The organism is Vibrio superstes, assembly GCF_003569005.1.
GTDB lineage: Bacteria > Pseudomonadota > Gammaproteobacteria > Enterobacterales > Vibrionaceae > Vibrio > Vibrio superstes.
The window spans coordinates 2,108,560-2,121,238 of sequence record NZ_BCUR01000004.1 but is presented as its reverse complement, the minus strand read 5'-3'; the positions used below and the strand labels follow the sequence as shown (position 1 = coordinate 2,121,238).

10 protein-coding genes are annotated in these 12,679 nt (G+C 44.9%); 7 read left to right on the top strand and 3 right to left on the bottom strand.

What is annotated here, in order from left to right; genetic code table 11:
• Nucleotides 1-94 precede the first annotated feature (94 nt).
• Nucleotides 95-1,309: a sugar metabolism global transcriptional regulator Mlc gene (gene mlc / locus D5I41_RS17590; protein ID WP_119010921.1), complete on the top strand. Its 1,215-nt coding sequence runs from the start codon at nt 95-97 to the stop codon at nt 1,307-1,309.
• On the opposite strand, the gene D5I41_RS17585 is transcribed toward mlc, so the two are convergent.
• Entirely contained in the window at nt 1,306-2,121 is an 816-nt protein-coding gene (locus D5I41_RS17585) for a hypothetical protein (protein WP_119010920.1), read from the bottom strand. The genes mlc and D5I41_RS17585 overlap by 4 nt on opposite strands.
• A 216-nt stretch (nt 2,122-2,337) precedes the next feature.
• On the bottom strand, nt 2,338-4,389 hold the full coding sequence (gene metG / locus D5I41_RS17580) for a methionine--tRNA ligase (protein ID WP_119010919.1): 2,052 nt from the start codon (nt 4,387-4,389) through the stop codon (nt 2,338-2,340).
• A 239-nt stretch (nt 4,390-4,628) separates the two neighbouring features.
• Here metG and apbC point away from each other — a divergent pair, with 239 nt between their 5' ends.
• The 4 genes from apbC to D5I41_RS17560 all read left to right on the top strand — a co-directional run bounded on the left by apbC (nt 4,629) and on the right by D5I41_RS17560 (nt 9,733).
• A complete protein-coding gene (gene apbC / locus D5I41_RS17575) occupies nt 4,629-5,702 on the top strand; it encodes an iron-sulfur cluster carrier protein ApbC (RefSeq protein ID WP_017027751.1) in 1,074 nt (357 codons plus the stop codon).
• A 143-nt stretch (nt 5,703-5,845) separates the two neighbouring features.
• A complete protein-coding gene (gene udk, locus D5I41_RS17570; protein WP_017027752.1) occupies nt 5,846-6,487 on the top strand; it encodes a uridine kinase in 642 nt (213 codons plus the stop codon).
• A gap of 209 nt (nt 6,488-6,696) precedes the next feature.
• Complete coding sequence (locus D5I41_RS17565) at nt 6,697-9,030, top strand: AsmA family protein (RefSeq protein WP_119010918.1); 2,334 nt, start codon at nt 6,697-6,699, stop codon at nt 9,028-9,030.
• A gap of 13 nt (nt 9,031-9,043) precedes the next feature.
• Nucleotides 9,044-9,733 (top strand): aspartate/glutamate racemase family protein, encoded by a 690-nt coding sequence (locus D5I41_RS17560; protein ID WP_119010917.1) that lies wholly within the window; start codon nt 9,044-9,046, stop codon nt 9,731-9,733.
• 31 nt (nt 9,734-9,764) lie between these two features.
• Here D5I41_RS17560 and cobO read toward each other — a convergent pair whose 3' ends face one another.
• A complete protein-coding gene (cobO, locus tag D5I41_RS17555) occupies nt 9,765-10,361 on the bottom strand; it encodes a cob(I)yrinic acid a,c-diamide adenosyltransferase (protein ID WP_119010916.1) in 597 nt (198 codons plus the stop codon).
• Between the two features lie 170 nt (nt 10,362-10,531).
• On the opposite strand from cobO, the gene D5I41_RS17550 reads away from it, so the two are divergent.
• Together D5I41_RS17550 and dcuC are read left to right on the top strand one after the other, a co-directional pair.
• Nucleotides 10,532-10,978, top strand: coding sequence for a low molecular weight protein-tyrosine-phosphatase (locus D5I41_RS17550; protein WP_119010915.1), 447 nt, complete (start codon nt 10,532-10,534; stop codon nt 10,976-10,978).
• Nucleotides 10,979-11,249: 271 nt separating this feature from the next.
• On the top strand, nt 11,250-12,617 hold the full coding sequence (dcuC, locus tag D5I41_RS17545; protein ID WP_119010914.1) for an anaerobic C4-dicarboxylate transporter DcuC: 1,368 nt from the start codon (nt 11,250-11,252) through the stop codon (nt 12,615-12,617).
• Nucleotides 12,618-12,679 lie beyond the last annotated feature (62 nt).

Here is a 12,679-nt window from a genome sequence, read left to right as displayed (position 1 = left end):
CAATCGGTGAGCATGCTCACGCCTTTAGATAACAGTGCTTCACATTTACTTCGAGCTGTAAAAAAATAGAACCTCACGATTGGGGAGAAATTCTATGTACACGGCTCAACCAAGCCATATTGACCATATTAAACAGATTAACGCCGGCAAGGTGTATCAACTAATTGATCAATTTGGTCCCATCTCCCGAATCGACCTATCTAAGCTGAGCGCTCTTGCACCAGCGAGTATTACTAAGATCACCCGCGAGCTCATCGATGCTCATCTTATCCATGAGACGGTTGTGCAAGAAGCCACAAGTCGTGGTCGCCCTGCTGTTGGGTTGCAGACCAATAATGAAGGTTGGCAGTTCTTATCGCTGCGTCTAGGCCGAGGTTACTTGACCATCGCACTGCATGAATTGGGCGGCGAGGTGATCACTGAAAAGTACATTGATATTGAAGAGCGTCATCAAGATGAGATGCTAGAGCGCCTATTGTCTGAGATTACCCAGTTCTTCGAAGACAAGGGATCAGTACTAGAGCGCATGACCAGTATTGCGATTACGCTACCGGGTCTTGTTCATTCTGAAAGCGGCTTGGTATTGCAGATGCCTCACTTTGATGTGAAGTACCTAGAACTTGGCCCTGCGTTGTATAAAGCAACTGGTTTGCCTGTATTCATTGCCAACGATACGCGAGCGTGGGCACTAGCTGAAAAGCTATTTGGTAACTCTCAGCAAAATAAAAACTCTGTGTTGATCTCTATTCATAATGGTATTGGCGCAGGTATTATCCTTGAGGACAAAGTCCTTCAGGGGCGTTTGGGGAACGTAGGTGAGCTAGGTCATATCCAAGTTGATCCGAATGGTTACCCTTGCCACTGTGGTAACAGAGGCTGCTTGGAAACGGTAGCCAGTTCTCACGCATTGTTGCGTCAAGCAACAGAAGCCATTGCCGCAGGAGACGAAACCAGTTTAGAGCTAGAAACCCTATCGGTCATCAATATCTGTATGGCTGCCAATAATGGCGATGAGGTTGCTCTGAAAATTATTAAGCAGCTAGCAAAGCGTCTGGGTATGGCGGTTTCTTTGGTGGTTAATATGTTTAATCCAGAGAAGGTTCTTATTGGTGGCGACATCAATGTAGCCAAAGGCATCATCTTGCCTGAGATTGAACGCTGTGTGCAGGAGCAAAGCCTGCCTATCTATCGTCAAGACTTAGAAATTGTACCAAGTCGCTTTATCAAGAATGCCACCATGCCTGGTGCAGCGTTGATAAAGCAAGCCCTGTATGATGGTGTACTTTTGATGAAAGTGGTTGAGGGTTAGGCCTTAACCTCTTTCGCTGGCAAAGGCTGGTTGAGCTGCTCGCTCAGCTCAATTAAAATCTGGTCATACACTTTAAATATGGCCAGTGATAACGTACTTGTTAGCTGATAAAGCTCTCGTTCATCCAACTCTTCTATATGACCATGGGCAGAGATGATTTCAGTCAATTGTCTTGCCGCATGACTGGTACTCGGTGCATGCACGCCTAAGGGTGACAGTAAGCTCAATCGATTTATTTTACGCAGCAGTACCTGTGCCTTCAGATTCAGACGCTCACACTGCAGCTCATTTCTAGAATCACTCACCAGCATTCTAAACTGGGTTAATGCCTCCAAAGAATCAATGACGTGGCTCCACTGCCGTGAATATTGCTCACTCAATTCCAGCTGATCCGATTCTACCAACCAAGTTAGCACGATTTCATCAATGAGGTACAAGGTAGCGCGAATGGCTTTACCGTGACTCATTTGGCTCTTAGAGGCTGTCATATCCCGCCATTCAAATAACAAGGTTTGTATCTGTTTCATCAAAAGACGAAACATTGGACGGTCATTAACGAAGCTTTTTTCAACGAGGAAGAGCAGTGAGTTGCTGATGTTTTTCTCAATCTCAACAGTATGGTTGTCTGGTATAGGTTCGAAGCTAAGATGAGTGTGGGCAAGGTGCCTGTGTTCGCGTAAATGTTCTGCGACGCTGCGCAGTTCGCACACCAACCGATAGCGATTGTCATTGAGTTTGGATTGCCTGCCGTGTCGCATCAATAAATAGAGCACGATGATAGCGCTGAGACTGGCTGCAATAATCATGAACATAACTTACTCCCTAAAAGCTACGAGCCAAATAAGGGTAGTGCAGTATCTATGCCAGCGTGATTCTGTGCACTTTAGCCAATTAAAACAGCTAGTTGCATATGAAGTGTTAGCTAAGTTGCGTTACCAAAGGGCGGGTTTGCACTGGTTTGGCGCAAAAAAATACCGGCCATTTAGACCGGTATTTTAGTATTGAACAACTTTGTGACAGTTCGGTGCTTACATTACGCGCATGCCTGGCTGAGCACCTTCGTGAGGTTCTAAGATCCAAAGATCTTTACCACCAGGGCCTGCTGCCAACACCATACCCTCAGACATACCAAACTTCATTTTACGAGGTTTAAGGTTTGCTACCATTACGGTGTGCTTACCAATTAGGTCTTCTGGCTGATACGCTGATTTGATACCAGCAAATACTTGACGAGTTTCACCACCAAGATCCAGTACCAGTCTTAGTAGCTTGTTCGCTTTAGGCACAGATTCACACTCAACAATCTTAGCGATGCGCAGGTCAACCTTGGCAAAATCATCGAATTCGATTTCATCAGCGATTGGCTCTTTAGTCAGCTCAGTTTCGTTTTTAGCGTGCTCTGCTTGTTCTTTGGCTGCTGCTTCAGCTGCCGCATCTTCTTTCGATGCTTCAACCATTGCTTCTACCTTCTTAGGATCAACACGGTTAAATAGCGCTTTGAACTTGCTGATCTCGTGATCAGTTAGAGGCGTTGCGACACCTTCCCAAGTCAACTCTTGATTCAAGAAGCCTTCAGTGCGCGCTGCAAGCTCTGGCATAACAGGTTTCAAGTAAGCCATTAGTACGCGGAACAGGTTAATGCCCACAGAACAGATGTCTTGAAGCTCTTTATCTTGGCCTTCTTGCTTAGCAACAACCCAAGGTGCCTTTTCATCAACGTATTGGTTCGCTTTATCTGCCAGCGCAGTGATTTCGCGAATAGCTCGGCTAAATTCACGAGTTTCGTACAGCTCTGCAATACGATCAGCGGCGTCAGCAAACTCTTTGTATAGGGCTGGCTCAGCAAAGTCTTGAGACAGCTTGCCTTCAAAGCGCTTGGTGATGAAACCAGCATTACGAGACGCTAGGTTAACGATCTTGTTGACAACATCAGAGTTTACACGCTGAGTAAAGTCTTCAAGGTTAAGGTCTAGGTCATCAATACGGCTGTTTAGCTTAGCCGCGTAGTAGTAGCGCAGGCACTCTGGATCTAGGTGATCTAGGTAGGTGCTTGCTTTAATGAAGGTGCCTTTAGATTTAGACATTTTAGCACCGTTTACCGTTACGTAGCCGTGCACAAATACATTGTTTGGCTTACGGAAACCTGCGCCATCTAGCATTGCTGGCCAGAATAGGCTGTGGAAGTAAACGATGTCTTTACCGATGAAGTGATACAGCTCAGTGGTGCTGTCTTTCTTCCAGTATTCTTCGAAATCTAGGTCATCACGCTTGTTACAAAGGTTTTTGAAAGACGCCATGTAACCCACAGGTGCGTCTAGCCATACGTAGAAAAATTTGTTCTTCTCGCCTGGGATTTCAAAACCAAAGTAAGGTGCATCGCGAGAAATATCCCATTGTTGCAGGCCTGATTCAAACCACTCTTGCATCTTGTTCGCGGTTTCAGTTTGCAAAGAACCAGAGCGAGTCCACTCTTTTAGCATGCTTTCAAACTGTGGAAGGTCGAAGAAGAAGTGCTCTGAGTCTTTCATTACTGGAGTCGCACCAGATACTGCAGACTTAGGATTAATAAGCTCAGTTGGGCTATAGGTCTCACCACAGTTATCACAGTTATCGCCGTATTGATCTTCAGACTTACATTTAGGGCAAGTACCCTTAACGAAGCGATCTGGTAGGAACATTTCTTTTTCTGGGTCAAACAGCTGAGAGATAGTACGGCTAGAGATAAAGCCATTCTTCTTAAGCTCAAGATAGATGTTAGACGCCAGCTCACGGTTCTCTTCACTGTGAGTGCTGTGATAGTTATCAAAGCTGATGTCAAAACCTGCGAAGTCTTTTTGATGTTCTTCGCTTACCGCTGCGATCATGTCTTCTGGCGAAATTCCCATCTGCTGGGCTTTAAGCATGATTGGGGTACCGTGCGCATCATCGGCACACACAAAGTTTACCGTGTTACCACGTAGGCGTTGGTAACGCACCCAGATATCAGCTTGGATGTGCTCAAGCATATGACCTAAATGGATTGAACCATTGGCATACGGTAGCGCACAAGTGACGAGCATTTTTCTTAATTCAGTAGTCATACTTAACTTTTCGCAGATAGGTTAAATTTGTAGGCGCTTATACTACCGTAAGCTAGCAATAACGAAAAGGATCTCACGGATAAATTGCATTGTGTTTACCTAGTAACACGTAAGGAAACCTGGGTAATTGCTGAAAATAACCGCGCATATGTCGATAATTTGTTATAGGTGAAAGAATCCTGTTAATTCAGCGCGATATTAGCGCTAAGATGTATTCATAACTAGAAAAGGACGCATCAATGAATAAAGAAATACAGGGTCTTCACGCTTGGTTGAATCAATTTCAACATCCGTTACTTGTGAGTGAGTGGGCGGCGACTCAAGGAGTGGTTACCGTAGATGAAAAGGACAAAGCGATTGATGTAGAGATCCCCTTTTTGGTGGAGTCTTTAACTCAAGCGGTAGGTGATTGGATATCACAGCACGATGCTCCAACTGAGTGGGATGAGTACACATTTTATGTTTCAGCCCGAGTACGCCCGCTAGAGAGTAAGGTTGTCAGCAGCCTAACCAGCATTAAAAATATCATTGCCGTGACATCGGCAAAGGGCGGAGTGGGCAAATCCACTACTACCGCCAATTTGGCTCTGGCTATCGCCAAGCAAGGCGCTAAGGTAGGCGTGCTGGACGCGGATGTGTACGGTCCTTCTATTCCATTAATGTTCGGTACTAAGGGTAAAAACTTAGAAATCATCGACAATAAGTGGATGAAACCGCTGGAGGCGCACGGTGTTTTCACCCAATCCATTGGCTACTTGATCTCTAGTGATGATGCAGCCGTTTGGCGTGGCCCTATGGCTTCTAAAGCATTGATGCAATTGCTTAAAGAAACGCAATGGCCAGAATTAGATTATCTAATTATCGATATGCCACCGGGTACGGGCGATCTACAACTGACCCTTTCTCAAGAGATCCCATTAACCAGTGCGTTAGTAGTAACTACACCGCAAGACTTGGCGCTGGCAGATGCAATAAAAGGTATCGCCATGTTTGAGAAAGCCGAGGTTGGGGTATTAGGGCTTATTGAGAACATGAGTTATCACGTGTGCAGCAATTGTGGTTCACATGAAGACATCTTTGGCAGTGGTGGCGCGGTGAAATTAGCCGCAGAAAAGGGAATATCAGTATTGGGTCAATTGCCATTACACCTGAACGTTCGCCGTGACATCGATATGGGTGTGCCTTCTGTGGTAAACCCAGAATCAGCAGAGCAAGCACAAGGGTATTTACAACTGGCAGAGCAAGTGGTGAGTCGCTTATTTTGGCATGGAAAACCGCAGCCTGAACGCATCAGTTTTGTTGAAGTAAAATAATTGTGCGCATTGTGTACCGCATTTGCTAATGGCTGGCTAAATTATGCCCAACCTTTAGGGATTATGAGCTTATTTCTGGTATCAAAGTTTATCAATCCCTATAATTACACGGTTTAAATTCTGTTTTTCGTTAGGATCAGTAAATGTCTGAAAATAATCAATGTGTCATCGTCGGCATCGCGGGTGCATCGGCATCCGGTAAGAGCCTTATTGCAAGTACTATCTATAACGAGCTGCGTGCAAAGGTAGGCCCAGATCAAATCGGTGTTATCACGGAAGACAGATACTACAATGACCAAAGTCATTTGAGCATGGAAGAGCGCGTAAAGACCAACTACGACCATCCAAAGGCATTGGATCACGATCTATTGTGTGAGCATCTTCAGCAATTGGCAGATGGCCATGCGGTTGAAGTGCCAGAGTACAGCTATACAGAACATACTCGCACTAGCAACACGAAAACCATGACACCTAAAAAAGTCATTATCCTTGAAGGTATCTTGCTACTAACAGACCCTCGTCTTCGCAAGATAATGCATGCAAGCGTATTTATGGATACTCCTTTGGATATTTGTTTACTGCGCCGTGTGAAGCGCGACGTTGAAGAGCGTGGCCGCACCATGGAGTCAGTACTGAACCAATACCAAAAAACAGTGCGTCCAATGTTCATGCAGTTTATTGAGCCGTCAAAGCAATACGCCGACATCATTGTTCCGCGTGGTGGTAAAAACCGTATTGCGATTGATGTATTAAAAGCGCATATTGCTAAATTATTGAAATCTTAGTAATTTACTGAATAGTTGTCGCTTTAATAGACTTGGCACACACGGTTTCATCAAACCTAAAGAATAAGCGCTTATTTTTTTAGGCTGACGTTACATACAAGTGGCAAGTTTTGGTTAAGAATTAAATGGCACGGATGTGCCATTTTTTGTATCTAACGTTTGCCAAACCCAGCGAGCGCATAGAAAAATCAGGTTACAGGGAAGAAAAGATGAAAAAGCTGTCACTATTTATCATCACACCAATCGTGTTGGTCGTATTAGCCGTCGTCGCCTTGCTAGTATTTGTCGACCCCAATCAATTTAAACCCATGCTGGTGGAACAAGCCAAGAAGCAGACTAACCTTGATCTAACCATTGAAGGGGATATTGGTTGGCAGTTCTTTCCCTCTATTGGATTTTCTCTTGGTAAAACTACGCTGAGTAACCCAGAAGGGTTCAGTGCGCCTAACATGCTGAAAGTTGACCAAGTCGGCTTGGATATTTCCGTTCTTCCATTACTCGATAAAGAGCTAAGAGTAGGAAATGTCACCTTGATTGGCGCTGAGTTCTATATGGAAACTCACGCTGATGGCAGCAGTAACCTCGATGCCCTGACTGGATCTCAACAAGCCGCCGACGAATCAGTAACTACTGAGTCCACTACTGAGACGAGCACTGAGACCGCAAGTACCGATGCGCCAGCAGAACCATGGACTATCTCACTTGAAGGGGCAAACATTGAAAATGCCTTTCTTGAGATCAAAGACGACCAAGCTAAGTTGTACACCAAGCTTGAGAACGTCAATCTGCAGGTGGCTAACTTTGAATTTGATCAATGGACACCAGTAAGCTTTAGCTTCTCAGGGGTGAACAACCAACAAAAATTTTCTATATCCGGTAAAGCGAACGCAATAACCAATGCAGAGTTTACCGACTACCAAGTTAAAGACATCGAAGTCGGCGGAAGCTTTTCACAACCTGACTTTGATCTTACAAGCTTTGAGTTAAAGGTTGATGAGTTCAAATTGGGTGCATGGGCAAATATATCCTTGCTAGCCAAAGGTAATGCCGCAGGTAATGAATTTGATCTTACCAGCACAGTAAGAGCTCAGCTGGAAAAAGACCTCGCTACCTTTGGTATTGAGGATCTTGCTTTAGAAACTCCTCTAAAGGGTAAAGACCTGGATATCGAGACCGTTAGGCTGGCTATGTCATCATTTAGGTTTGGAGAGTCAGGTGGTTTTCAGTTAGCGGTAATTGGCAATGCTGCGGGTATGGAAAGCAATGTGACAATGATGGGGAGCCTGTTGGTTGATGAGGCGATTTCTAAGGTCAATATCAATGGCTTTGACGTGAAAGGTCAAGTAGCAGGAGATGCGCTACCGCAAAACCCTATCAATCTAGATATCAACTCGAACATCGAATTTGATCTGACCAAGAATAAATTGTCGCTAATTCTAAACAAGTTGGCTGCCAACGACCTGCAATTTGATGGCACTACTAGCGTTGTTTTAGCGGATATCCCTAAGGTTCGCTTTAAGCTACATAGTCCGAACATCAATGTTGATGAATGGACAGGTGCAGATTCGACACAGCCTGAGGTAGCAGAAAAAGAAGCGTCGGTATCATCAAGTAAAACATCACAGGCAGCACAAGAACCAGATTTATCTGTACTGAAGACAGTCGATGTTGCAGGCAGTATCACCATTGATAAGATGCAGGCCAGTAACGCTAAGATGCAAAATGCTTTTGCTGACATTGCCATTAAAGATGGCGTGTTTAACCTGCGCTCTTTAAAAGCAAGGCTCTACAAAGGCAGTATCAATGCCAAAGCCGTAGTTAATGCAAAGCAGCCTGTTGCGAGTTACGACATTGATGCCGCGGTTCAGAACGTAAAGGTAGGCCCTTTGCTGGTGGATGTAGCGGATAATAACACCCTTGAAGGTACTGGTAATATTGATATAGACCTGAAGGGTAAAAGCCTTATTCCGGACGAACTGAAAAAGCACTTAGCCGGCACCATACAGGTCAAATTTGCAGATGGTGCGATTAATGGCATCAATGTGGCACAAATTATTCGCACTAACTATGCCAAGTTCAAGGGTGAAGAAGTGCCAAAGGAAACTGAGGCCAAGAAAACAGACTTTAGCGCCATGAATGCGGTGGTTAAATTAAATAAAGGGGTCGCAACACTGTCTGGTGTGTCGGTACAGTCACCTTTATTGCGCATCAAAGCGAGTGGTGATGCGAACTACCTAAAAGAGACGATGGATATCTTAGCGAAGACCTCGGTAGTAGGTTCTCTTGAAGGGCAGGGCGGTAAAGATATTGACGATCTGAGCGATTTGACTATCCCATTGCGTATTCAAGGAAGTTGGGCGAACCCTAAAGTGAGCTTGGACTTGGCGGCACTTCAGCAACAAGAGCTGGAACGTAACAAGAAAAAACTTGAAGAAAAAGCGAAGAAAGAAACAGAACGCGGACTTAAAAAACTGCTAGGTGATAAGGCCAGTGATGAAGACACCAAGAAAATCACTGATTCCTTGTTAAAAAAATTGTTTTAATAAAGGCGACACAATGAAGACCTTAGGTTTAATCGGGGGAATGAGTTGGGAATCCACTCAGACTTATTACCAGCTGTTAAATACTCAAGTAAAGCAGCGCCTAGGTGGTCTAAATTCGGCGAAGCTAGTGCTCTATAGCGTCAACTTCGCCGAGATAGAAGAGCTTCAGCGAGAGGGAGAGTGGAATCAAGCGGCTAAGATTTTGTCTAGAGCTGCACTTTCATTGCAAACCGCAGGCGCAGAAGCCATTGTCATTTGCACGAATACCATGCATAAGGTGGCAGAGGATATTGAGCAGGTTATCTCTATTCCTCTTTTGCATATTGCGGATGCGACCGCGCGAACACTCAAGCAAGAAAATATCAACAAGGTCGCGTTGCTCGGCACTGCCTTTACGATGGAGCAAGACTTTTATAAGCAGAGACTGACCGAACAAGCTATTTCTGTATTAGTGCCCAATGAAGAGCAGCGCAAACAGATCCATACGATAATCTATAATGAATTGTGCCAAGGTAAGATCTTGCCTGAATCTCGCCAGATCTACCTTGATATTATTGCAGACCTAAAATCTCGAGGAGCTCAAGGCGTGATTCTGGGCTGCACAGAGATTGGAATGCTGGTTAACAAGGAACACACCAATGTTCCTTTGTTTGATACCACGCTGATTCACGCTTCTTCCGCAGTAGAGTGGTCTCTTACCTAAGGGAACAGAAAGCAAAAGCGCATACTCTTACCTACCAATCAATACCTTTGCGAGCCATGATGCCAGAATCAAAGGCATGCTTAACATTACGCACCTCAGAAACCGTATCAGCCAATTCAATCAAAGAGCGATGCGCTCCACGACCTGTGATGACCACAGATTGCTGGGTCGGGCGCTGTTCTATGGCGTTAATCACTTCGTCCAAATCTATATAATCAAAGCTGACCATATAGGTAATCTCATCAAGCAGAACCACGTCGAGACTTGGGTCTTGTAGCATCTTCTTGCACTCTTGCCATACCAGTTGTGCCGCTTCAGTGTCTGCCTCTTTGTTTTGTGTCTCCCAAGTAAAGCCCGTTGCCATAACATGAAATGTCACTCCATGTTGCTCTAAAAGGTTTCGCTCTCCGTTATCCCAAGTACCCTTGATAAACTGCGCCACGCCACAGCTAAAACCGTGTCCTACAGCGCGAGCCACAGTGCCAAAGCCTGATGTAGACTTTCCTTTGCCGTTACCGGTTATGACCAACAATAGCCCTTTTTCTTCCGTAGCCGCAGCTATCTTCTCATCGACTTTTTCTTTTAGCTTTTGCTGACGTTGCTGATGGCGATCCTGTTGTTGAGTCATTGTCCTTCCCGTTACATTGCTGACATATTGCCGTAATAACTGCGACACAGAATGATGGTGTTAATAGAGCATTCTGCCAATCGTTAAAAATACTCGATATTGAGGCTTGCTGATCCCGAGTTAAGGCTATGATAAACATAGTTCTACTGATAAAAGAAGGATTGATCGCAATGAAGATTTTGGTTGTGTGTATGGGAAACATTTGCCGCAGTCCAACTGCAGAGGCAGTGCTGCGAACGAGAGCCGAAAATAATGGCTTATTGATTGAGGTAGAATCGGCAGGCACCATTGATTATCACCATGGAGAAAAACCGGACAGCCGTGCAGAGGCGGCAGCGCGGAGCAGAGGCTATTCATTTGGTAGAAAGCGAGCTCGAGGAGTGACACAAGAAGATTTCTATTATTTTGATCGGATATTGGCGGCTGATAAACAAAACCTCGCAGACCTTCAAGGTATCTGTCCTAGCGAGTATCAGTACAAATTGGCTTTGTTTCTTAAAGGTGCAGATCTAGAGACCGATGAAATTCCTGATCCTTATTATGGTGGTGAACAAGGATTTGAGCACGTGCTTGATCTTATAGAAAGTGGCAGCGACAAAATACTCTCTCAGTTGTAAGTTGCTCTAATAGTATTCGGGGAAGCCGTGATTAGGTTTCCCTTTTGCAATGGATATGATGTAGAAGTGGGGGTTAATTGTTTTTAACTTGTAATCAGCGCGTTGAATTGTTTTCCTCTTAAAGATACAAAAAATAGATACAACTCACGATTGTAACTAATTGTAAATTTAATCCATGAAAGTATGTCAAAGATTGACTTGGGTCGCCTTTTGAATGTAATGGCTCTGATAAGTTGCGTCGATAATTTGAATATTGGCAAGGTTTATCGACATGTTAGAACTTCTCATTGGATTAGTCGCCACAGTAATCGTCGGCTATTTCATTATTAAAGGTTACCGAGCGGCAGGTGTGCTGCTGACTGCTGGCCTTACACTCCTTATTATTACTGGTCTGCTAGGCCACACCGTATTGCCTGCTAAAGTGGCGTCGACAGGTAATACATTTACCGATGCACTTGAGTTTGTGAAGTATATGCTTCAGTACCGTGGTGGTGGTCTAGGCCTGCAGATCATGTTGCTGTGTGGTTTCGCCTCTTACATGACACACATTGGCGCAAACAATGTGGTGGTAAAGCAGTTTTCTAAACCTCTTTCGTTCATCAAATCGCCTTACATTTTATTGGTAGCCGCTTATATCGTGGCGTGTTTGATGTCTTTGGCGGTAAGTTCTGCAACAGGGCTTGGCGTGCTATTGATGGCAACACTATTCCCAATGATGACAGCGATGGGAATTTCACGCCCAGCGGCTGTTGCTGTATGTGCATCGCCTGCAGCAATCATCTTATCTCCTACCTCTGGTGACGTGGTTATTGCCGCTGAAAAATCGGGCATGGCATTAGATATCTTTGCTTTCCAAACAGTACTGCCGGTTTCTATTAGTGCTATTGCGGTTATGGCGGTTGCAGCTTACTTCTGGAACAAGTATCTAGATAAAAAGCAAAATACGCCAATGGAGAAGCTAGACCTTTCAGAGATGGAAGTGAATGCCCCTGCGTTCTATGCCATTTTGCCGTTCTTGCCTATCCTAGGTGTGTTCTTGTTCAACGGCCGCACGATTCCAGGCTTATCCCTAGATATCTACACCATAGTTGTGTTATCTATCTTTATCGGCGCAGTAGTAGATTACGTGGTGAAACGCTTTGATGGTAAGCAAACCCTTGAAGACCTTGAGTCTTGCTATGCGGGTATGGCGGATGCATTTAAAGGTGTGGTAATGCTGTTGGTGGCGGCGGGTGTATTTGCTCAAGGCCTAATGTCTATTGGCGCTATCGATAACCTGATTCACCTAGCGGATAACGCAGGTGCAGGCGCGATTGCTCTAATGCTATTGCTGACTGGACTCACAGTTGCCGCAGCCATCGCTACGGGTTCTGGTAATGCGCCATTCTATGCGTTTGTTGAACTGGCTCCAGCGCTAGCGGGTAAGATGGGTATTAATCCAGCGTTCCTTATTATCCCGATGCTACAGGCTTCTAACTTGGGCCGTACAATCTCGCCTGTTTCTGGTGTTATTGTTGCAACTTCAGGTATGGGTAATATCAGCCCATTTGAGGTGGTAAAGCGTACCTTTGTTCCCGTTATGTGTGGTCTTGCCACTGTTATTCTTGGTACCATTTTCCTTGTACCTATGGCGGCTTAATCTGACAGCGTAATCAATTCAAATAAGCTCTCTAATCTCAATTAGAGAGCTCTCTCGAGGTG